Source organism: Pseudarthrobacter sp. MDT3-1 (assembly GCF_054510755.1).
Genome location: NZ_JBTNDX010000012.1, coordinates 114,845 through 137,141 on the forward strand (window position 1 = coordinate 114,845; position 22,297 = coordinate 137,141).

Annotated in this window: 18 protein-coding genes and 1 tRNA gene; 12 read left to right on the forward strand and 7 right to left on the reverse strand. The window is 66.5% G+C overall.

The features are described from left to right. The first annotated feature begins 54 nt into the window (after window positions 1–54). The gene (locus ACX80X_RS11605) at window positions 55–3,090 is read left to right on the forward strand and encodes an alpha-mannosidase (protein ID WP_459312142.1); all 3,036 of its coding nucleotides are present in this window, start codon (window positions 55–57) and stop codon (window positions 3,088–3,090) included. Between the two features lie 230 nt (window positions 3,091–3,320). On the opposite strand, the gene ACX80X_RS11610 is transcribed toward ACX80X_RS11605, so the two are convergent. Together ACX80X_RS11610 and ACX80X_RS11615 are read right to left on the reverse strand one after the other, a co-directional pair. Beyond that, on the reverse strand, window positions 3,321–4,058 hold the full coding sequence (locus tag ACX80X_RS11610) for a hypothetical protein (RefSeq protein WP_252611365.1): 738 nt from the start codon (window positions 4,056–4,058) through the stop codon (window positions 3,321–3,323). Next, complete coding sequence (locus ACX80X_RS11615; protein ID WP_459312144.1) at window positions 4,055–4,801, reverse strand: hypothetical protein; 747 nt, start codon at window positions 4,799–4,801, stop codon at window positions 4,055–4,057. Before ACX80X_RS11615 ends, ACX80X_RS11610 begins: the two co-directional genes overlap by 4 nt. 251 nt (window positions 4,802–5,052) lie before the next feature. Here ACX80X_RS11615 and ACX80X_RS11620 point away from each other — a divergent pair, with 251 nt between their 5' ends. Both ACX80X_RS11620 and ACX80X_RS11625 read left to right on the forward strand, forming a co-directional pair. Next, on the forward strand, window positions 5,053–6,717 hold the full coding sequence (locus tag ACX80X_RS11620; protein ID WP_252602326.1) for an ABC-F family ATP-binding cassette domain-containing protein: 1,665 nt from the start codon (window positions 5,053–5,055) through the stop codon (window positions 6,715–6,717). Then, entirely contained in the window at window positions 6,714–8,627 is a 1,914-nt protein-coding gene (locus ACX80X_RS11625) for an ABC transporter ATP-binding protein (protein ID WP_104062820.1), read from the forward strand. Before ACX80X_RS11620 ends, ACX80X_RS11625 begins: the two co-directional genes overlap by 4 nt. Before the next feature lie 69 nt (window positions 8,628–8,696). On the opposite strand, the gene ACX80X_RS11630 is transcribed toward ACX80X_RS11625, so the two are convergent. The 3 genes from ACX80X_RS11630 to ACX80X_RS11640 form a co-directional block, all read right to left on the reverse strand. Next, window positions 8,697–9,134, reverse strand: a complete 438-nt coding sequence (locus tag ACX80X_RS11630) for an NUDIX hydrolase (RefSeq protein WP_252602329.1) — start codon at window positions 9,132–9,134, stop codon at window positions 8,697–8,699. Between the two features lie 61 nt (window positions 9,135–9,195). Beyond that, complete coding sequence (locus tag ACX80X_RS11635; RefSeq protein WP_459312146.1) at window positions 9,196–9,672, reverse strand: DUF6314 family protein; 477 nt, start codon at window positions 9,670–9,672, stop codon at window positions 9,196–9,198. A 1-nt stretch (window position 9,673) separates the two neighbouring features. Continuing rightward, window positions 9,674–9,746 (reverse strand) — tRNA-Arg (locus ACX80X_RS11640). 83 nt (window positions 9,747–9,829) lie between these two features. Between ACX80X_RS11640 and ACX80X_RS11645 the strand changes: the two genes are divergently transcribed. Continuing rightward, a complete protein-coding gene (locus ACX80X_RS11645; RefSeq protein ID WP_252611359.1) occupies window positions 9,830–10,597 on the forward strand; it encodes a DUF998 domain-containing protein in 768 nt (255 codons plus the stop codon). On the opposite strand, the gene ACX80X_RS11650 is transcribed toward ACX80X_RS11645, so the two are convergent. Then, window positions 10,594–11,220: a hypothetical protein gene (locus ACX80X_RS11650; RefSeq protein ID WP_252602335.1), complete on the reverse strand. Its 627-nt coding sequence runs from the start codon at window positions 11,218–11,220 to the stop codon at window positions 10,594–10,596. The genes ACX80X_RS11645 and ACX80X_RS11650 overlap by 4 nt on opposite strands. A gap of 32 nt (window positions 11,221–11,252) precedes the next feature. Here ACX80X_RS11650 and ACX80X_RS11655 point away from each other — a divergent pair, with 32 nt between their 5' ends. From ACX80X_RS11655 to sucD, 6 genes are all read left to right on the forward strand, one after another. Then, window positions 11,253–12,098, forward strand: coding sequence for an inositol monophosphatase family protein (locus ACX80X_RS11655; RefSeq protein WP_459312148.1), 846 nt, complete (start codon window positions 11,253–11,255; stop codon window positions 12,096–12,098). A gap of 97 nt (window positions 12,099–12,195) precedes the next feature. Continuing rightward, a complete protein-coding gene (pcrA, locus tag ACX80X_RS11660) occupies window positions 12,196–14,763 on the forward strand; it encodes a DNA helicase PcrA (protein ID WP_252602338.1) in 2,568 nt (855 codons plus the stop codon). 103 nt (window positions 14,764–14,866) lie between these two features. After that, window positions 14,867–16,222, forward strand: a complete 1,356-nt coding sequence (locus ACX80X_RS11665; RefSeq protein ID WP_459312151.1) for a glycosyltransferase — start codon at window positions 14,867–14,869, stop codon at window positions 16,220–16,222. A gap of 18 nt (window positions 16,223–16,240) precedes the next feature. Then, a complete protein-coding gene (locus tag ACX80X_RS11670; RefSeq protein WP_459312153.1) occupies window positions 16,241–16,948 on the forward strand; it encodes a hypothetical protein in 708 nt (235 codons plus the stop codon). Window positions 16,949–17,170: 222 nt separating this feature from the next. Continuing rightward, window positions 17,171–18,340 carry an ADP-forming succinate--CoA ligase subunit beta gene (sucC, locus tag ACX80X_RS11675; protein ID WP_141139579.1) on the forward strand — a complete coding sequence of 390 codons (1,170 nt, stop codon included), beginning with the start codon at window positions 17,171–17,173 and terminating at the stop codon, window positions 18,338–18,340. Window positions 18,341–18,351: 11 nt separating this feature from the next. Continuing rightward, window positions 18,352–19,254, forward strand: a complete 903-nt coding sequence (gene sucD, locus ACX80X_RS11680; RefSeq protein WP_252602344.1) for a succinate--CoA ligase subunit alpha — start codon at window positions 18,352–18,354, stop codon at window positions 19,252–19,254. A gap of 151 nt (window positions 19,255–19,405) precedes the next feature. Here sucD and ACX80X_RS11685 read toward each other — a convergent pair whose 3' ends face one another. Beyond that, entirely contained in the window at window positions 19,406–19,855 is a 450-nt protein-coding gene (locus tag ACX80X_RS11685) for a MarR family winged helix-turn-helix transcriptional regulator (RefSeq protein WP_252602347.1), read from the reverse strand. Window positions 19,856–20,024: 169 nt separating this feature from the next. On the opposite strand from ACX80X_RS11685, the gene ACX80X_RS11690 reads away from it, so the two are divergent. Both ACX80X_RS11690 and ACX80X_RS11695 read left to right on the forward strand, forming a co-directional pair. Continuing rightward, complete coding sequence (locus tag ACX80X_RS11690) at window positions 20,025–21,245, forward strand: MFS transporter (protein ID WP_459312155.1); 1,221 nt, start codon at window positions 20,025–20,027, stop codon at window positions 21,243–21,245. A 40-nt stretch (window positions 21,246–21,285) separates the two neighbouring features. Next, window positions 21,286–22,131, forward strand: a complete 846-nt coding sequence (locus ACX80X_RS11695; protein ID WP_256471231.1) for an aldo/keto reductase — start codon at window positions 21,286–21,288, stop codon at window positions 22,129–22,131. Window positions 22,132–22,297: the final 166 nt, after the last annotated feature.

Sequence of the window (22,297 nt, forward strand, 5' to 3'; positions counted from 1 at the left end):
CGCGTTTTGGTCCGGATTCGAGTACTCCAGTTCAAGCACCTAAGAGGGTTTACATTGCATGACGACCGCCGGATCACCGAAGTCCGCCTGGACCGGTTTGTCCGCGAGCGGATCATTCCCGCTGTTTACGCCCGCACTGTTCCGCTGAACCTGACCAGCTGGGATGCGCCCGGCGAACCGGTGTCCGTGATGGATGCACTGCGGAATCACTTCGAGCCGCAGGAACACGGTGCTGCCTGGGGCAAGCCGTGGGGGACCAAGTGGCTGCGCCTGCAGGGCGACGTCCCGGAGGCCTGGGGCACCGGCCCGGACACCGCCGTCGAAATCGTGGTGGACCTTGGCTTCATCAACGAAGCCCCCGGATTCCAGTGCGAGGGAATCGCCTGGCGCCCGGACGGCACCATCATCAAAGCTATTTCGCCCCGGAACCAGTACATTCCCCTGAAACTCCTGGGCAGCGGCATGTCCGTTGACTTCTACGTTGAAGCGGCCGCCAACCCGGACATGGCGCAGGGCTGGACCTTTGCCGCCACACCCTACGGGGACAAGGCAACAGCAGGCACGGCGCCGCAGTACCGGCTGGGCAGGATCGCCATCGCCGAACTCAACCAGACGGTCTGGGAACTCCAGCAGGACATCTGGACCCTCGCCGGGCTGATGCACGAGCTCCCCCCGGAGCAGCCGCGGCGCCATGAGATCCTCCGCGCGCTGGAGCGCATGATGGACCAGATGGATCCCGACGACGTCCCCGGCACCGCCGCAGCCGGGCGGGCAACCCTGGCCGAAGTTTTGTCCAGGCCCGCCTACGCTTCCGCCCATCAATTGGTGGCAACGGGTCACGCGCACATTGATTCGGCATGGCTCTGGCCGGTGCGCGAAACCATCCGCAAATGTGCCCGGACGTTCTCCAACGTGGTGGCGCTGATGGATGAGGATCCGGGCTTTGTGTTCTCCTGCTCCTCGGCTCAGCAGCTGGCCTGGATGAAGGAGTTCTACCCCGAGCTTTTCGGCCGGATCCGGGAAAAGGTCAAGGCCGGGCAGTTCGTCCCGGTGGGCGGCATGTGGGTTGAGTCGGACACCAATATGCCCGGCGGCGAGGCAATGGCCCGGCAATTCATTGAGGGCAAGAACTTCTTCCTCGACGAGTTCGGCGTCGAATGCCGCGAAGCGTGGCTCCCGGATTCCTTCGGCTACTCCGCGGCCCTGCCGCAGATCGTCAAGGCGGCGGGCAGCCGCTGGTTCCTCACGCAGAAGATCTCGTGGAACCAGGTCAACCGCATGCCGCACCATACCTTCAACTGGGAGGGCATCGACGGCACCCGGCTGTTCACGCACTTCCCGCCCGTTGACACCTACAACGCCGAGCTCAGCGGACGCGAACTGGCGCACGCCGAGCGGAACTTCCGCGACCACGGGCGCGGCAACACCTCGCTCGTCCCGTTCGGCTACGGCGACGGAGGAGGCGGGCCTACGCGGGAAATGCTGGCTGCCGCCAGCCGCACCGCCGACCTCGAAGGCTCGCCCAAGATCCGCGTGGGTTCCGCCGAGAGTTTCTTTACCCAGGCGGAGGAAGAGTATTCCTCCCTGCCTGTCTGGGTGGGGGAGATGTACCTGGAACTCCACCGCGGCACGTACACCAGCCAGGCGCAGACCAAACGCGGCAACCGGCGCAGCGAACACCTGCTCCGCGAGGCCGAACTCTGGTGCGCCACGGCTGCTGTCCGCGGCGCCGGCTCCTTCGAGAACCCGGCGGCGGAGCTGAAGCGGCTCTGGCGGCTGGTGCTCCTGCAGCAGTTCCACGACATCCTGCCCGGCAGCTCCATCGCCTGGGTCCACCAGGACGCGGAACGTAATTACGCCGCGATCAGTGCCAGCCTCGAAAACCTCATAGCGCAGGCAGCGGCCGCGCTCCTCGGCGAGGGGTCGCGGACCTTCCTGCTCAACGCCGCACCGCACGCGCGCAACGGCGTTCCTGCCTTGGCTGCCGCAGAGCTTTCGCCGACCGGCCAGCCGGTCCAGGCGACCGCTCTGGATGGCGGTTACGTGCTGGACAACGGCATCATCCGGGCCGTCCTGGATGCGGATGGCCTGCTGGCCTCCCTCGCCGACTACGCCACGGGACGCGAAGCCATCGCTCCCGGAGCGCGCGGCAACCTGCTGGAACTGCACCGGGACACGCCCAACGAGTGGGACGCCTGGGACATCGATGAGTTCTACCGCCGCAACGTCACCGCCCTCACGGCGGCCCAGGCCATTCGGGTGGAGCACACCGGAACCAGTGCCGTTGTGGTGGTGGACCGGGTCGCCGGCTCGTCACCGCTCACCCAGCGGATCACGCTGGACGCCGGCAGCGGCTCCCTCACCATCACCATAGCCGTTGAGTGGCAGGAGAGCGAGAAGCTGCTCAAGCTGGGCTTCCCGCTGGACGTCAGGGCGGACCGATCCGCCTCGGAGACCCAGTTCGGCCATGTCTTCCGCCCCACCCATGTCAACACCTCGTGGGAGGCCGCCAAGTTCGAGATCTGCGCGCACCGCTGGATCCACGTGGCCGAGCCCGGCTACGGCGTCGCTATTTCCAATGCGGCCACCTACGGGCACGATGTCACCAGGAGCGTGCGGGATTCCGACGGCGGGACCACCACCTCGGTGCGTCTCTCCCTGTTGCGGGCACCGAAGTTCCCGGACCCGACGGCGGACCGGGGGCACCAGGAAATGACCGTGACCATCCGCCCCGGAGCCGGGATCGCCGACGCTGTGGAGGAGGGGTACCGCACCAACCTTGCACCCCGGCTGGTGAAGGGCGCCCGCGGCGTGGAGCCGCTGTTCTCCGTGGACAACCCGGCCCTGGTCATCGAGGCGGTCAAGCTTGCCGAGGACGGTTCGGGTGATGTTGTGGTCCGTCTTTATGAGTCCCTGGGGCAGCGGTCCGCCGGCGTGCTCACGGCCAACTTCCCGGTCACGGCCGTCCAGGTCACGGACCTGCTGGAGCGCGCCACCGACGCGCCGGGCGTCAGCACTGCCGCAGCAGAGCAGTCGGTGGAGCTTTCGCTGCGCCCGTTCCAGCTGGTGACGCTGAGGTTCGCGCGCTAGGTGCGGCATGGATGCCAGCCGCGGTCAGCGGGCGGGTCAGAAATGGGCCTGGCCGTTTAATGGCTGAGTGGTGGCGGTCCCCAACGGCCCGCCACCACTCATCCCCCCAAAGAGTGCGAAGACTCAACAGGCCCGGCGTCCAGGAATCTATCCCCGTTCGTGAACACCGGCACCTGACTTCACACATTCATGATTGTGCCACGTCTAATGATTTTGTGAAAGCGTGAAGGCTACTTTGCAGTAGAAGTCCTTGGCCGAGTGCCGCCCCGCCCGTGCCGGAGCCTTGCCACCGCGATCAAAGCCAGGCCAACGACAAAGCAAAGAATTGCGGTGTAGTTGATCAGGAACGTCGCTGCTCCCCAGTTGGGCGGATAGAAGGGGAAGAGCAGCGATAGCGTGATGGCCACCGAGCCTGTGCCCAGCAGGAAGGCGGCGATGCGAACCAGGGTGGGCAGCGTGCTGTGGACCGCACGCACCATGGCCGGCAGCAGGACCAGCGAAACGTAGGCCGGATAGGCGCGGCCAGCGGCCCCGTAGTACTGGACCAGGTCCCGGTCTTTGTCATCCTGGCCTGCCACGGCAACCAATCCCACGGATGAGCCGCCAGTGTCCATCATCAGGAACACCACAAGCACGGTCAGGGAGGTCAGGCCCATGACGGCCATCCCGATCCGTCCGGTGAGCAGCTGGTGGGCGTCGTCGGCGCCAAAGCCCCGGGTGACGCGGATGCCCACGAAGAAAATAGCGGCGAAGATGACAAAGCGGAGCAGGAGGTTGGCCAAGTTAACCCCGCCGAGCGCCTGGTCGATGGCAAGGTATGGCGCCCGGATGCTGAGCAGGGTGGCGAGCGTCATCAGCGCAAAGATGTAGAAGAGCGTCCTGTTCTTCCCCCGCACGGCACTGGGAACGCGCGCAATGGCCACCAGGCCGCAGACAGTCAGCGTGGACCACTGCAGGATTTCGATCATCCCAGGTTCTCCCAGATATTTTCAGTTTTCTCGTGGTCATGTTCCTGCCGGCGGAGGGCCCTGCCGACAGTCTGCAGCCGGTCACCGGCCAAGGTGGTCAGCTCGCCGTCGGACAGGCTGTCCAGGGCGGCCTGCCGGGCTCCGGGAGGCCAGCCGGCCTCCGCCTCCGTGACCAGCCCGGTGGCCACCAGACCGCTGGCCGGGGCGACGCCGGCCGCAAGGGACGTGGCAACCGCCAGTTCCGGAGCCAGCCGGTTTGCGGTCAGTTGTGCCGAATAGTTCTGCGGAGCGATTCCGGTGGCGGCGGAGACCCGGTGCCGCAGCTCGCCGTCGTCGATGGCCTCCACCCAGTTCTTGACTGAGGTGGCGTGCGGGGCCGGCTCCAACGCCGGCGAACCGGCCGCCGCTGCAGCCGCCGGCACGCCGCCTGGGTCCGCGGCGGAACGGGCCAGAACTGCCCGCAGGAGGTCCGGGGTGGAGATCTGGCTGACCAGTTCGGACCTGCTGGGCGGGCGCGTGTCCGTGAGCTGGCTGTACGCGTCGAACGCCGCCAGCGCTGAAACGGGATTGACGTTGTACGCCCGGCTGATGCTCACCACCGTAGTCTCTGCCACCTTGCCCCGGACGAGCTGCTGGGCCAGGGTGGTCCGCTTGATGCCTGACACGCGGCAGATGTCAGATGCGCTCGTCTCGGGGGCGATGCCGTGCAGCCAGCGCTGGAACGCCTTGGCAGATATAGGCATAAGCAGCTCTCTGCAGAACGGATGGTTAACGGTGATTTTAGCCTGACGTCAGCGGGCAGTTTGGTGCGGCGTGCTGAGTCGACTATGCTTGATGGTCGAGCCCGTTGGTCCGTACACCCCCCAAGTCCGGACCTGCGGGCTCTTTAGTGCCCCGGCACTTTTCGGGGCGGCACATTGCGGATTCACCGCAGTTTCGGGCCGATTCAGGCGGGCTCCTCCGGCCGGGCGGCGGCGAGAGGATGGACCAACCTATGACTGCAACCCTTGTTGCCAAAGATCTTTCCGGCGGCCACGACCACCGGACGCTGTTCGCCAAACTTTCCCTCACGGTGGCCCCCGGCGACGTGGTGGGTGTGGTGGGCGCCAACGGCGCCGGCAAGTCCACCCTGCTGCGCCTGCTGGCCGGCGTGGACCAGCCCCAGGGCGGCAGCGTCAGCCTCGCCCCCGCCGATGCCTTTGTGGGCTTGCTGCCCCAGGAACACGAGCGCGTCGCCGGCGAGACCGTGGCTGGCTACATCGCCCGCAGGACCGGCTGCGCCCAGGCCACCGTGGAGATGGAGTCCACCGCGGAGGCCTTGGGCTCCGGCGCACCGGGAGCCGATGACGCCTACTCGCTGGCCTTTGACCGCTGGATGGCGTCAGGCGCGGCAGACCTCGACGAACGCATCCCGCCCGTCCTGGCCGACCTCGGCCTGGACACCGGAGCGGACGCTCCCATGACCGGGCTCTCCGGCGGCCAGGCCGCCCGCGTGGCCCTCGCTGCGCTCCTGCTCAGCCGGTTCGATGTTGTGCTGCTGGACGAGCCCACCAACGACCTTGACCTCGCCGGCCTGGCCAAACTGGAAGCCTTTGTCCAGGGCCTGCGCGGCGGTGTGGTGCTGGTGTCCCATGACCGCGAGTTCCTGGCCCGCTGTGTCACCACCATCGTGGAACTGGATCTGGCGCAGAATTCCGTGGCCGTGTACGACGGCGGCTACGAGGCCTTCCTCGAGGAGCGCGCCGTGGCGCGGCGCCACGCAAGGGAAAAGTTCGAGGAGTTCGCCTCCACCAAGGCAGACCTGGTCTCCCGCGCCCGGACCCAGCGCGAGTGGAGCTCCCAAGGCGTGCGGAACGCCATGAAAAAGAGCCCGGACAACGACAAAATCCGCCGCGCCGCCAGCACCGAGTCATCGGAAAAGCAGGCGCAGAAGGTCCGGCAGATGGAATCCAGGATTGCCCGGCTGGACGTGGTGGAGGAGCCGCGGAAGGAATGGCAGCTGCAGTTCACCATTGGCCAGGCGCCCCGGTCCAGTGCGGTGGTGGCCACCTTGCGTGACGCCGTCGTGAAGCAGGGAAGCTTCACGCTGGGCCCGGTGAACCTGCAGCTTAACGCGGGGGAGCGGATCGGCATCACCGGACCTAACGGAGCCGGCAAGTCGACGCTGCTGCGCCTGCTCCTGGGCGTGCAGGCGCCCGACGCCGGGAACGCCGCCATGGGCGCCTCGGTGGCCGTCGGCGAAATTGACCAGGCCCGCGGCCTGCTGGCCGGCCACCTCAACCTTGGCGACGCCGTCGAAGCCGTGCTCACGGACCTGAATCCGGCGGAGGTCCGCACGCTGCTGGCCAAGTTCGGGTTGAAGGCGGACCACACCACCCGCCCGGTGGATTCCCTGTCGCCGGGGGAACGCACCCGCGCGGCATTGGCGCTGCTGCAGGCACGCGGGGTGAACCTGCTGGTCCTGGACGAACCCACCAACCACCTGGACCTGCCCGCCATCGAGCAGTTGGAAGAGGCGCTGGGAAGTTATGAGGGCGCTTTGCTGTTAGTAACCCATGACCGGAGGCTGCTCGAGAACGTGCGGCTGGATGTACGGTGGAATGTGGACAACGGAACGGTAACAGAACTGATGGCAGACGCAACGGAGCAACAGCGATGAGCATGGACGGCGTCGCCTGGCACTCCCTGTACAACATCTCCCGGGCCAAGAACGGCTCCCGGCCTTTCTCCAAGGCCACCCTGAAACGGGTCCTGGGCTTCGCCCGCCCGCACCGGACAAAGCTGATCGCGTTTGTGGCGCTGTCCATTGTGATGGCGTTCCTGGCCGTGGCCACGCCGGTGCTGGCCGGCCAGGTGGTTGATGCCATCGTGGCCAAGGCGGGTACAGACGAAGTGATCCGGCTGGCGCTGCTGATCGCCGTGGTGGCCGTTGCCGAAGCCGGCCTGGGGCTCGTGAGCCGCTGGCTTTCGTCCAACATCGGCGAAGGCGTGATCGTGGACCTGCGCACCAGGGTCTTTGACCATGTGCAGAAGATGCCCATCGCATTCTTCACCCGGACCCGCACCGGCGCACTGGTCAGCCGCCTGAACAACGACGTCATCGGAGCGCAGTCCGCCTTCGCCGGCACGCTGTCCGGCGTGGTCAGCAACGTGGTGGCCCTGATCCTGACGCTGATCGTAATGCTCGGGACTTCCTGGCAGGTCACCGTGCTCGCCATGATCCTGCTGCCGATCTTCCTGATCCCTGCCCGCCGGATGGGCTCCAAGCTCGCGGACCTGCGGCGTGAGGCGGCAAACCACAACGCGGCCATGGGCACCCAGATGACCGAGCGCTTCTCCGCCCCGGGCGCCACGCTGGTGAAGCTCTTCGGCCGCCCGGACGAGGAATCCCGCGAGTTCGCGGTCCGCGCCGGCCGGGTCCGGGACATCGGCGTCCGCACGGCCATGCTGCAGTTCACCTTCGTCACCGCGCTGACGCTGGTGTCCGCGCTCGCCCTGGCCCTGGTCTACGGCCTGGGCGGATGGCTGGCCATCGGCGGTCAGCTCGCCGCGGGCGACGTTGTGGTGCTGGCACTGCTGCTCACCCGTCTCTACGCCCCGCTCACCGCCCTGTCCAACGCCCGCGTGGAAATCATGAGCGCGCTGGTCAGCTTCGAGCGGGTTTTCGAGATCCTGGACCTCAAGCCCCTGATCCAGCAGAAGCCCGACGCCGTGGCCATCCCGCCGGGAAACGTTTCGGTGGAGTTTGACGACGTTCGCTTCGCCTACCCCTCGGCGGACAAGGTCTCGCTGGCCTCGCTCGAGGAAGTGTCCACGCTGGACACCCGCGGCGGCGAAGAGGTGCTGCATGGCATCAGTTTCCGGGTGGAACCCGGGCAGACCGTCGCGCTGGTGGGTTCCTCCGGTGCCGGAAAGTCCACTATCGCGCAGCTGCTTTCCCGGCTGTACGACGTCGATTCCGGCGCCGTGCGGCTCGGCGGCACTCTGCCCGGCTCGGGGCTGGACGTCCGGGACGCCACCTTCGATTCCCTGCGGGACACGTTGGGGATGGTCACCCAGGACGGACACCTCTTCCACGAATCCATTGCCTCCAACCTCAGGCTCGCACGGCCGGACGCCACTGAAGAGGACATGTGGGACGCCATCCGGCAGGCCCGCCTTGAGACCATGATCCGGTCCCTGCCCGACGGCCTGGACACGGTGGTGGGGGAGCGCGGTTACCGGCTCTCCGGCGGTGAACGCCAGCGGCTCACCATCGCACGGCTGCTGATTTCCCAGCCCCGGGTGGTCATCCTCGACGAGGCCACCGCCGCACTCGACTCCACCAACGAAGCCGCCGTGCAGGCGGCCCTGGGCGCCGCGCTCGAGGGGCGCACCGCCGTCGTGATTGCCCACCGGCTGTCCACCATCCGTGCCGCCGACGTCATCCTGGTGGTCGAGGACGGGCGGATCGTGGAACGCGGCAACCATACCGATCTGCTCGCGGCCGAGGGCCGGTACGCCGAGCTCTACCAGACGCAGTTCGCCGAAGCCACGGCCGTGGCAGCGGAAGCCGTTCCGGAGTACTAGGGCTCAGCCTTCCCCAACTGGGTAGCGCTAAGTGTCGTTTTGAGCCCTCAAAACGACACTTAGCGCTACCTACTTGGGGCCGGGGCGCAGGGTGGGCAGGGTGGCCAGTTCGGGCAGGATGTGGTCCGTCAGGAGCGGGGCCAGGTCCGCAGGCGGCGGCGCGCCCCGGTCCAGCGCCGCCAGGTCCAGCCAGCGGATCTCGGCGATCTCAGCCGACGGGTGCGCGGTCCAGGTTCCGGGTGCGGTAAACACCGTGGCTTCGATGTCCGTGGCGGCCTCGTTGGCGGCGTCGGCGATCCAGACGCCCATCAGTTCCAGTTCGCGCGGATCCACCACGATCCCCACTTCCTCCTGAAGTTCCCGCGCGGCGGCGTGGACGGCGCTTTCGCCGGCTTCGGGTTTGCCTCCCGGGTGCATAAACATGCTGGTGCCGCGCTTGCGGACGGTCAGGAGCCGGCCGGCGTCATCGAAGACACAGACGGCGGAGACAACAATGCGGGCTTTCACGGTTCCGAGCCTAGCGTGTTCAGTCTCGCCGCTTCAGACCTGCCGCTTCAGACCTGCCGCCTCAGACCTGCCGCTTCAGGGCGGACGTCAGCAGCAGGTCCTTGCGCGGGCCGGTCACATCCCACGTGTAACTGAACGTGTCAGGGCCTTCGTAGGTGTAGGCCACGCGGTACGTATCGGGATCGCACCAGTGTTGGTCCAGATTGGCCTCCGGGCTGAAGCTCACCCGGTGGAAGGGCCGCCCGTCGGCAAAAAACACGTCCAGGGCGTCCGGCCGGTCGGCGGGTTTCAGGACGTATTCACGCGAGGCAGGGCCGGTAAAGGTGGGCCAGCGCATGGTGCCTTCTTCACGGAAGGCCAGGCCGCCGTCGTCCGCGGGGGAAAAATGTACGACGCCGGAAAAGGTTCCGTGGGTGCCGGTGGACCGGTCCAGCAGCTGCCGTTCGACGGCCCAGTTTCCCTGAACGGGCAAGTTCCCGGCCTGCGAGGGGCCGAGCAGGTAGGCGCGGAGGTCGAACTCCGGGGAAGGAAGATTCAAGTGCCCTCGATTGGAATCGAACCAACGACACCGGCTTTAGGAGAGCCGTGCTCTATCCACTGAGCTACGAGGGCGCGTGTCCGCTGGTCCGGCAGGGCCGGTCCGTCCGGACACGGATACAAGCATACAAGGTGGTGGGCCGTACTACGCTCTTGGCATGAGATCAGCCCCGACGTCCGCCCCCGCCGTGGCATTCCTCCCGGACACCGCCTCCACCCGCCAGTACATCGGCGCCTGGTCCGTCCTGAGTGTCCTGCAGTATTTTGTGGCGGAAGCGGCCGTGATCGGTGCCTGGGGCGGGCCGCAGCCCTACGACCGCCGGACCGGATACATCAGCGACCTCGGCGCGCTTCACTGCGGGATCTACGACGGACGCGATGTGTGTTCGCCGCTGCATTGGCTGATGAACGCCTCCTTTGTGGTCCAGGGGCTGGGCATGCTGCTCGGTGCGCTGCTGCTGGGTTCCGGGCTGCTCTGTGTGGCGGCAAGGGCCGGCGCACGGGTCCAGCCGGGGCGCCGGAAACCCTGGCAGGCGGCGGTTGCCGTGCGGGTCCTGACCGGTGCTGCCGGTGCGGGGACCATGATCGTGGGCCTGGTGCCGGAGGACGTCGGCTCCGGCTGGCACTTTGTCGGGGCGTTGATGTACTTCCTGGCCGGCGCGCTGGCGTTGCTGCTGCTGGGGGTGTTATGGCTGCGGCAGACTCCGCTGGGGTGGTTCGTGCTGGTGTGCGGGCTGGTGTCCCTCGCCGCGCTGGTCACAGGCGGACTGACAGGCCTGGATGTTCCGGAGCCCGGCACCCTGGAGCGGCTGATGGGTTATCCGGTCACCGTGGGCGTGGCAGCAGCCGGCCTGGTAATCGCCCAACGTGTGCACCGGCACCGCAAGGAGGAGCGCGCCCGGGTTACTGGGTCGGCGCGGGCCTAGCCGGCTTTCGCAGGCTTCTTGCGCAGGAACACAGCCGCTGCCCCGGCCAGCAGGCTGACGACGAACAGCACCCACCCGGCAATGGTGAGTGCGGACGCCAAGGCGACCTGGCCGGCGTCGGCCGTTTCCGATCCCAGTGCGGCGTCGATGGCGACATTGCCCCAAAGCCGGACCACCACAAACAGCAGCGGGAGGGCCCAGAGTGCCCAGCGGAGGGACTTCCTGGCGACGTTGGTCCCGATCAGGAGCAGCCAGGTGAAGCCGAAGATCAACGGGAAGAGCGTGCCGGCTGTCTTGTGGACGTAGTTGAGCTGGCCGCGGGCGTCGTTGTCCATGACGGCGTTCAGTTGGCCGACGTAGCCGGCGTCAAAGCCTCCCACGAGCGAGTCGGGCATGGCCAGGCCGCCGGAGAGCTGGGTGAGCTGCTGGAGCGTGAGCAGGTGGACGTACCAGAACAGGAACAGGCTGACCACGACGCCCGCGATGAGGATCAGGTTGGTGTTGCTCTGGGCCTTCTGCGGCGAACGGCTGGTGGAGGGGTTGATGACCGGCGGGAGGCTGTGCTGCGGAACAGCCGCCTTGGAGCCGTGCTTCTTGATCCGCTGCGCTGGGGTTTTGGCCATGGCACCATTATCCCGCCACCTAAACTGGGTCCATGACCACTGGCCGGCACAGCGCCCTTGAACTTGACCCCGCCCTGGACGACTATCAGCTGGCATCCGCGCTGGTGCGCGAAGCCGGGCAACTGGCGCTCCTGATGCGCATGGCCGGGCTGCAGTCCCAGCAGAAAACCTCCGTCTCCGACGTGGTGACCGCCGCGGACCACGCTGCGGAAGCCTACGTGCTGGGGCAGTTGCGGCGCTGCCGGCCGGAGGATGGCATCTTAGGGGAGGAGGGCGCCTCGGTGGCCGGAACCAGCGGCCGTACCTGGGTGGTCGACCCCGTGGATGGCACCTATAACTTCCTGCACGGATCCACATACTGGTGCTCGGCCCTCGCACTGAAGGACCCGTCCGATGTGCTGCTCGGCGCGATTTTCCAGCCGGAGGAGGACAAGCTCTGGCTGGGCGGAACGGCCCACGCGGCCACACTGAATGGCGAGGTACTGACCGCCTACCGTGACTCGGGCGCTGTCCAGGATGGCGGGGCGCGCAACGCAACCGCGCTCGCCGAACTCGGCGCAGCCACCTACATCCACCCCACCTGGCTGATGGATCCGCTCTGCGCCATGCCCTGGCACGCTGCGGCCACCTCCGCCGCGGCGCTGCGGATGTTCGGCTCCGGGTCCTGCGACCTGGGCCGGGTGGCCGATGGCCAGCTGGGATGCTGGTTCCAGCACAGCTGCCCGGAATGGGACTGGTTGCCGGGCAAGGCGATCGTCCGCGCCGCCGGCGGCGCCACGGACACGGTCCGGATCAACGGCCTGGACTGGTTTATGGCGGGAGGCACGACGGCGGTGCGGGAGTTGCGTGCGGCCCTTGAGTCGGGCTCCATCGCCTGAGTCCGGGCCGCCTTTTGCGCGCTTCCCGGGTGGGAGCACGGTGTTATCCACAGGCTGGACCTGACTGTCAGCCCCACCGCCTAGACTTGTAGGCACCATGGATATGTTGTTTGACCCGTACTCTGACGGACCGTTCAAGGCCGCCGCGCCAGCCTCCGCCCGCACCAAGTCGCGCCCGGAAGGCCTTGCCGCGGCCGCCGAATTCGGTGGCGGCGGGCCGGGCGGCGGCTCCGAACACGCAGCAGAACAGGGCGCCCAGCGCACGGGCGGCTGGGCCAACCAGCAGCCCTCTCATGACGGCAACGGCGAGCCGGCCCACCACCGGCCCAACGCCGAGGAACTCCTGGAGGGGCTTAACCCGCAGCAGGAGGAGGCCGTCAAGCACGCCGGCGGCGCCCTGCTAATTGTGGCCGGCGCCGGCTCGGGAAAGACCCGCGTTCTCAGTAACCGGATCGCCTACCTCATTGCCACGCACCGCGCGCACCACGGTGAGGTCCTGGCCATCACGTTCACCAACAAGGCCGCCGCCGAGATGCGGGAGCGCATCGCGGCGCTGGTGGGTGGACGGGCCAAGATCATGTGGATCTCCACGTTCCACTCATCCTGCGTGCGTATCCTGCGCCAGGAGGCCGCGAACGTCGGCCGGAAGTCGAACTTCTCCATCTACGACTCCGCGGACTCGCTGCGGCTGGTCGTCCAGGTCTCCAAGAGCCTGGACCTGGATCCCAAGAAGTTCGCGCCCAAGGCCATCCAGCACAAGATCTCCGCGCTCAAGAACGAGCTCATCGACGCCGATGCCTACGCGTCCTCCGCGAATTACAACGATCCCTTCGAGTCCGCTGTGGCTGACGTCTTCAAGGGCTACACCCAGCGGCTGCGCCAGGCCAACGCCATGGACTTCGATGACCTCATCGCCGAGACCGTCTACATGTTCCGCGCCTTCCCGGCGCTCGCCGCGTCCTACCGACGGCGGTTCCGGCACGTCCTCGTGGACGAGTACCAGGACACCAACCACGCCCAGTACGCCCTGGTCCGCGAGATAGTGGGTGAGGGCCCCGGTGCGTCCGAGCTCACCGTCGTGGGCGACTCCGACCAATCCATCTACGCCTTCCGCGGCGCCGACATCCGCAACATCGTGGAGTTCGAAAAGGACTACCCGGACGCCCGCACCATCAAACTGGAGCAGAACTACCGCTCCACGCAGAACATCCTCAGCGCGGCCAACTCCGTGATCTCACGCAACCCCAACCGCCCCGACAAGCGGCTGTGGACCGCCGAGGGCGAGGGCCACAAGATCATCGGCTATGTGGGCGAGAACGAGCACGCCGAGGCCCAGTTCATTGCCAAGGAGATTGACCGGCTCCAGGACGAGGACAACCTCCGCCCCGGTGATGTTGCCATTTTCTACCGCACCAACGCGCAGTCCCGTTCCATTGAGGATGTGCTGGTCCGGGTGGGCCTGCCGTACAAGGTGGTGGGTGGCACCCGCTTCTACGACCGCAAGGAAATCAAGGACGCCCTCGCGTACCTCCGCGTTCTGGTGAACCCGGACGACGACGTCAACCTGCGCCGGGTGCTCAACGAACCCAAGCGCGGCATTGGTGACCGCGCCGAAGGTGCCGTGGCCGCACTGGCCGAGCGCGAACGGATGTCGTTCATGGCCGCCGCCCGGCGGGCTGAAGAAGCTCCCGGCATGGCCACCCGTTCCGTCAACGCCGTCCTCGGGTTTGTGAAACTGCTGGACGACCTCGCAGAGGTTGCCTCCGGTTCAGGCGCCGCCGCCGCGCTGGAGGCCGTCCTGGAACAGACCGGCTACCTCGCCGGGCTGCGTTCCAGCACTGATCCACAGGACGAGTCCCGCGTGGAGAACCTGGCGGAACTCGTCGCCGTCGTGCGTGAATACGAACAGGAGAACCCGGAAGGGTCCCTGGGTGCGTTCCTGGAACAGGTGTCGCTGGTGGCAGACGCGGACCAGATCCCGGACGCCCCCGGCGCGGACATCGACGCCGCCGTGGCCGAAGCCAAACGCCTGGGCGTGGTCACGCTGATGACCCTCCACACCGCCAAGGGGCTCGAATTCCCGGTGGTGTTCCTGACCGGCATGGAACACGGGCTGTTCCCGCACCAGCGCTCGGCCACGGACCCCAAGGAACTCGCCGAGGAACGCCGGCTGGCCTACGTGGGCCTGACCCGCGCGCGCAAGCGCCTCTACGTCACCCGGTCCGAAGTCCGCAGCATGTGGGGCCAAAGCCAGTACAACCCGGCCAGCCAGTTCCTCGAGGAAATTCCGGCGGAGCTGCTGGAGTGGAAACGCGAAGGCACCAGCCGGCAGTCCGGCGGGTGGGGGAGCAGCAGCGCGGCGATCGGCTCCAGCCGTTACGGCGGATCCTTCTGGGGCGCCGGCACGTCCCGCGGTGCGGCCGCCGATTCCTCGGCGGGCTTCAACGCAGACGTTCCCGCGGCGATCGCCAAGAACCGGGTCCAGCCGCAGAAGGAGATTGTGGCCGTCAGTGTGGGCGACAAGGTCAACCACACCAGCTTCGGCAACGGCACGGTGCTGGCGCTGGAAGGCGCGGGGGACAAGACGGTGGCCAAGGTGAAGTTCAGCGTCGGTGAGAAGCGTCTCCTGCTCCGCTACGCGCCGCTCACGAAGCTCGACGCCTGACCACGCTTGCCCTTGTCCGGGCACCCCGGCTGGCTTACAGTTCAGGAACGCGCGGTACCCGGGAAACAGCGGGTAGCCGGTGAACCGGTGAAGCGCAGGCCATTTGAGCACAGCAGAACTTGAGCACAGCAAATTCGGGGGCACCACTGTGAAGATCCTGTTCGCCAGCCAGGCCATTGACGGCCATTTCAACCCCATGACGGGCGTGGCGATGCGGCTCAAGGACCGCGGCCACGAGGTGGCCTGGTACACGGGTCCCGTCTATGCGGACAGGCTCGGCGGAATGGGAATCCAGCACTTCCCCTTCCGCAGGGCCATCGAGCACCGCGCGGACAACCTCAATGAGCTCTATCCGGAGCGGGCCAAGCTCACGGGCCCACGGGCCATCGGCTTCGACGGCGAGAAGATTTTCGCCAGCAACGTCAGCCACTTCTTCGAGGACATCCGCGAGGTCGCGCAGCAGAATCCCTTCGACGTTCTTGTGGCGGACAGTTCCATGTTCATTCACCGGCTCGTCTCCCACTTGATGGGCAAGCCGGTGGTGAATTTTGTTGCGATCCCCAACATGGAAAGCGACCCGCAGGTGCCGCCGCTTTTCTTCGGGTTCCGGCCGCCCCGCAATCCCGTGGAGAAGGCGGTCCAAGGCCTGGCGGGCCTGCTGTCCGACAAGGTCATTCTTCGGCCTGCCAGTCAAAGCTACCGCCGGCAGCATGCCGCCTACGGCCAGGCTGTTCCGCGGCAAGGCCGGCTGACGGACGAACCCTATCGGTGCTCGGACGCCATTATCCAGACCGGCACGGAATCCCTCGATTTCCCGCGGCGCCGGGTCAACGCCAAAGTGCACTACGTCGGGGCGCTCCTGCCATACCGGTCGCCTGGCCAGGCGCCCGCCGATCCTGGTGGGAACAGTGGGGACGGCGGCTTTCCCCGGTCCTATCCCGCAACACTCGTTGTCACCCAGGGAACAGTGGACAACCTGGACCAGGACAAACTCATCGTTCCGTCGCTTGAGGCGGTCAAGGACATGGATGCGTTGGTTATCGTCGCAACCGGCGGGCACGGCACCGAGCAACTGAAGGCCCGCTACCCGCAGCCCAACGTGGTGGTGCGGGACTACGTGGACTTCGCGGAGGTCTTTGACTTCACGGATGTCTTCATCACCAACGGCGGATTTGGCGGTGTGCAGCTGAGCCTGTCCAAGGGGGTTCCCTTGGTGGTTTCGGGCATCAACGAGGGCAAAAGTGACGTCAACGCCCGGGTGGAACACTCCGGCGTCGGCATTAACCTCAGGACGGAGTCACCCAAGCCCGCCGACATAGCGGCTGCAGTTCGAAAGGTCCTGGCGGATCCCGGCTGGAAATCCCGCGCCCGGACGATGCAGGAGCAGTTCGACCGTGAGGATCCCGCCGAAGCTGCTGCCGCCGTCGTAGAGGCCGCCGGGACGCGCCCGACGGACTGAGACCGCTGCCGGGGCATAATGGAGGCCATGCGACGGACTGTATTGGGGATCCTGGCCGCCCTCTTCGTAGTGACCGGCACTGCCTGCAGCATCACCACCGAGGACCCGGGCTATGTGGCTCCGCCGCCGCTGCCGGCCATGGAACAACTGGAACAGGCAGCGCTGGCCGACCCCGCCGCGTTCAGGGCCAGCGGGGATGTCCTGTCCTTCATCACGGAGGACCGGAACATTGTGTGCTCCCTGCCATCGGCCCGTGGGGAACACCTCAACCTCCCGTATGAGTCGAACAGCTTCAGTGATGCGGCCAACAACAAGCTCGCCACCGTCCCGGTGGCGCATTACGAGCTTGCCGGATACCCCAAGCCTGCCGCGGGCGACATCAAGGACGACTGCGCCGGCACCGGCCTGGGCTATCTGGGCGGAGCGGCGCTGCTCAGCCCGGACAGGGCAACGTATGGGGAGTGCCGTTCCGGCGTCACACAAATGGAGGCAGCCTACGGACCCAAGGGAAACAAGAGCGGCCCGCTGACGGAACTGCGGGTCCTCGCCGAGCGCCAGAACCTGGAAGGGAACGGGCTGCGCTGTTCGGCCCATAACGGCGGTGTGGCGTGCGGAAACGTCTCGGCCGGCGTCGGATTCTTTGTGGCCCGGGACCGCTACGAACTTATTTCCAAGGACGCGGCAACAGCCTCCACGGCACCCGCGGAGGCCTCAAAAACCCCGTAATCTAGGCGTTTTTCTACGCTCCATAGAATAGTGTCGTTACTCACATAAGCGGTAGTGTGGAACGGGCCGGTCCTCTGAGAGGGCTAGAGTTCCGAATGGAGCATTGCGCTGTGGGGCCCGTTTCCGGACTGGTCGCAGGTGCAGGCAATCCGCAGCCCGGTCATCGTCTTCGGCGGTGCCCGACTGTACAGAAACTACTTCGACGTAGAAGGACACTAAACCGTGGACCTGTTTGAATACCAGGCGCGCGATATGTTCGAGGCGCACGGTGTACCCGTGCTTGCCGGCATCGTGGCGTACACCCCAGAAGAAGCAAAGGCAGCTGCCGAGAAAATCGGCGGCGTAACTGTCGTTAAGGCCCAGGTTAAGGCTGGTGGCCGCGGTAAGGCTGGCGGCGTCAAGGTTGCCAAGACCGCCGATGAGGCGTTTGAGCACTCCACCAACATCCTGGGCATGGACATCAAGGGCCACACCGTCAACAAGGTGATGATTGCCCAGGGTGCCGACATTGCCGAGGAGTACTACTTCTCCGTCCTGCTGGACCGGGCCAACCGCAACTACCTGGCCATGTGCTCGGTAGAAGGTGGCATGGAAATCGAACAGCTCGCCGTCGAACGCCCTGAGGCGCTCGCCAAGATCGCCATCGACCCCGCTGTGGGCATCGACCAGGCCAAGGCCGACGAAATCGTCGCAGCTGCAGGCTTCGATGAGGAACTGCGCGGCAAGGTCGCCGCCGTGATCCTCAAGCTCTGGGACGTTTTCAAGAAGGAAGACGCCACCCTCGTTGAGGTTAACCCGCTGGTCAAGACCGGCGCCGGCGACATCGTGGCACTGGACGGCAAGGTCTCCCTCGACGAGAACGCCGGCTTCCGCCACGCCAAGCACGCCCTCCTCGAAGACAAGGACGCTGCAGATCCGCTCGAGGCCAAGGCCAAGGCGCAGGACCTGAACTACGTCAAGCTGGACGGCTCCGTTGGCATCATCGGCAACGGTGCGGGCCTGGTCATGTCCACCCTGGACGTTGTCGCCTACGCCGGTGAAAACCACGGCAACGTCAAGCCCGCCAACTTCCTGGACATCGGCGGTGGAGCTTCCGCCGAGGTCATGGCTGCCGGCCTCGACGTCATCCTGGGCGACCCGCAGGTCAAGTCCGTATTCGTGAACGTCTTCGGTGGCATCACCGCGTGTGACGCCGTCGCCAAGGGCATCGTTGGCGCGCTGGCCGAGCTGGGCCACTCCGCGAACAAGCCGCTGGTAGTCCGCCTCGACGGCAACAACGTTGAAGAAGGCCGCCGCATCCTGGCCGAGGCCAACCACCCGCTGGTTACCCTGGCCGCCACCATGGACGAGGGCGCCGACAAGGCCGCCGAGCTCGCCAACGCAGCTAAGTAAAGGGACGCACCATGTCTATCTATCTGAACAAGGACTCCAAGGTCATCGTCCAGGGCATCACCGGCGGCGAAGGCACCAAGCACACCGCCCTGATGCTGAAGGCCGGCACCAACATTGTTGGTGGCGTCAACGCCCGTAAGGCCGGCACCACGGTCCTGCACGGCGACACCGAAATCACCGTTTTTGGCACCGTCAAGGAAGCCATGGCTGAAACCGGCGCCGACGTCTCCATCGTTTTCGTGCCGCCGGCATTCACCAAGAACGCCGTGGTTGAGGCCATCGAGGCAGGCATCGGCCTGGTCGTAGTCATCACCGAAGGCGTGCCGGTCCAGGATTCCGCCGAGTTCTGGGCACTGGCCCAGTCCACGGTTGACGCCGACGGCAAGCAGGTCACCCGCATCATCGGCCCGAACTGCCCCGGCATCATCACGCCGGGCGAAGCGCTGGTTGGCATCACGCCGGCCAACATCACGGGCAAGGGCCCCATCGGCCTGGTTTCCAAGTCCGGAACCCTGACCTACCAGATGATGTACGAGCTGCGCGACCTGGGCTTCTCCACCGCCATCGGCATCGGCGGCGACCCGGTCATCGGCACCACACACATCGACGCCCTCGAAGCGTTCGAAGCCGACCCGGAGACCAAGGCGATCGTCATGATCGGCGAAATCGGCGGCGACGCCGAGGAGCGTGCCGCCGACTACATCAAGGCACACGTCACCAAGCCGGTTGTTGGCTACGTGGCCGGCTTCACCGCTCCCGAAGGCAAGACCATGGGCCACGCAGGCGCCATCGTCTCCGGTTCCGCCGGTACCGCCCAGGCCAAGAAGGAAGCCCTCGAGGCTGCAGGCGTGAAGGTCGGCAAGACGCCGTCCGAGACCGCCAAGCTGCTGCGCGAAGTTTTCGCAACGCTCTAGGCACTACAGCACTACAACGCGGGGTCACTCCCTGCCCCTTCCAGAGGTTGGATCGGGCACGGGAGTGACCCCGCGTTGTTGTTTAAAGCACGACGACGGACGCTCACCTTCTGCTGGAAGGTGAGCGTCCGTCGTCGTACTCGAGTGGTGACTAGGCGGTCGCGTGGAGCCGGGGGAGTGCGTCCACCAGCGCGGCCAGCTCGGGAATCTCCTGGGCCTCGGCCAGGGCGCGCTCCAGCGTGGCGTCATGGACCGGGCGCGTTTCCTCCAGCAGGGCGATGCCGCTGGGCGTGAGCTCGGTGTAGATGCCGCGGCGATCGTCCGCGCAGAGGATCCGGGTCAGCAGGGCGCGGTCCTCAAGCCTGTTGACCAGCCGAGTGGTGGCGCTGGCGCTGAGGGCTGTGGCGCGGGCGAGCTGCTGCATGCGCATGTGCCAGCCGTCCTGGCGGCTGAGCGCATCCAGCACGGTGTACTCCACCACTGACAGCTTTGATTCGGCCTGCAGGGAGCGTTCCAGCTCACCCTCGATCAGGCCGTGCAGCGCCGCGAGCGTGCGCCAACCCTGTGCCCGGACCTCCACGGCGTCGTCCTTGATGCCCATCTGTCTTTCCTCTCGTGGGTGCTCCGGCCGCCTGGCGGCGTGAGGCGGAACACAATCGATAATAGTTGCTTGCGCGGTGTATCTGCTTGTGCAACAATAAATAACGCGTCTGCAACTACTAGCTTACGCGTCCTATCTCATTCCGTACAGTTTTCAAAGGAGCATCCACATGCCCATTGGCCTGATAGCCCTCGCCCTCGGCGGGTTCGGCATCGGACTCACCGAGTTCGTGATCATGGGCCTGCTGCCCGAGGTTGCCGCCGACTTCCAGGTCAGCGAGGCCACGGCAGGCTGGCTGATCTCCGGATACGCCCTCGCCGTCGTGGTCGGCGCCTTGGTGCTGACCGCGGCGGTGACCCGCTTCGAACGCAAGCCCGTCCTCGCTGTCCTGCTGGTCCTGTTCATCGCCGGCAACCTGCTCTCCGCCATCGCTCCCGATTACGGGATGATGATGGTCGGCCGGATCATCGCCGCCCTGGCGCACGGTGCCTTCTTCGGGATCGGAGCCGTGGTGGCCGCGGACATGGTTGCCCCCACCAAAAAGGCCGGCGCCATCGCCATCATGTTCACCGGGCTCACCGCAGCCAACGTCCTGGGCGTGCCGTTCGGCACGATGCTGGGACAGGCCGCAGGCTGGCGCTCGACGTTCTGGGCCATCACCGTCATCGGGGTCATCGCCCTGGCGGGAATCCTGGCGCTCGTTCCGAAGACCGGCCATGGCGACACCACGCCCGGAACCCTGCGCAGCGAACTACGCGCCTTCCGCTCCGGCCAGGTGTGGCTCTCCATCCTGGTCACCATCCTCGGCTACGGCGGGATGTTCGGCGCCTTCACCTACATCGCCTTCACGCTCACCGTGGTCTCCGGCTTCGCAGCCTCCACCGTTCCGTGGCTGCTGATCGTCTTCGGCGTAGGCCTCTTTATCGGCAACACCATCGGCGGCAAGGCCGCGGACCGCAATGTGGACCGCACGCTCGTGGTGGTGCTCTCCGTGCTGGTGGTGGTGCTCGTCGGTTTTGCCCTGACCGCCGGCAACCAGGTGCTCACCGTTGCCTCCATCGTCCTGATGGGCGGCTTCGGATTCGCCACCGTGCCGGGACTGCAGATGCGCGTGATGAAGTACGCCTCCAGCGCCCCCACCCTCGCGTCCGGCGCCAATATTGGTGCCTTCAACGTGGGCAACGCCCTCGGCGCCTGGCTCGGCGGAGTGACCATCACCGCCGGACTCGGCTACACCTCGCCCATCTGGGCCGGCGCCGGCATCACCCTGCTGGGGCTCGTGGTGATGATCATCGCCGCCGCCGGAGCCAAGCGGGCCGTCCGGCAGGCACCCGCAGACGCCGCTCCCGGCGGACGCGTGGCCGCCGAACCTGTGGCAGTCCTGCACTAATCCTTCAAACGTCAATCCTCAACCCGCAACAGGAGAACCCATGACTTCCACCCCCATCACCACGTCCATCCCCGAGATCACCCTCAACAACGGCGTGCGGATGCCGCAGCTGGGGTTCGGCGTCTTCCAGGTGTCCGACGACGACACCACTGCCGCGGTCAGCCACGCGCTTGCAGCCGGCTACCGGAGCATCGACACCGCCGCCATCTACGGCAATGAGGCGGGTACCGGACGTGCCATCGCCGAGTCCGGCATCGACCGCGAAGAGCTGTTCATTACGTCCAAACTGTGGGTGGCCGACCTCGGCTACGACGCCACGCTGGCCGCGTTCGAGGCCAGCCTGGACAAGCTGGGACTGGACTACCTGGACCTCTACCTCATCCACTGGCCGGCGCCGGCAACCAACCTGTACCTCGAGTCCTGGCGGGCGCTGGAGCACCTGCTGGCCAGCGGCAAGGCCCGGGCCATCGGCGTCTCCAACTTCCTCCCCGAGCACCTGCAGAAGGTCATTGACCTGGGCGGCACGGTCCCGGCCATTAACCAGATTGAGCTCCACCCGGCCCTGCAACAGCGGGACATTGCAGACTTTAATGCCGCACACGGGATCGCCACGGAGGCCTGGAGCCCGCTCGCGCAGGGTGCCGTGCTGGCAGATCCGGCCGTTGTGGACATCGCGGCACGGCATGGTGTGAGCCCGGCGCAGGCCATTCTTCGCTGGCACCTGCAGCAGGGCCGGATCATCATCCCCAAGTCCGTCACTCCGCAGCGAATCAGGGAGAACCTGGACGTCTTCGGCTTCGACCTGACGGGCGACGAACTCTCTGTCATCGACGGCCTGGAGCGCGACGGCCGCACCGGTCCGCACCCGGCGGAGTTCAACGGCTAGGAAAAGCCCACCCTCGGGTCTCGACGGGCTCGACCACCGGTGCAGCGACGGGTCTCGACGGGCTCGGGGCTTGAGGACCAATGCTCGGGAGAGTCACGCTAAGCCGGTGGGGCCAGGTAGTAGAGGTTCTGGTCGGCACCGCTGTTACGCCGGGTCACGGCGTTGG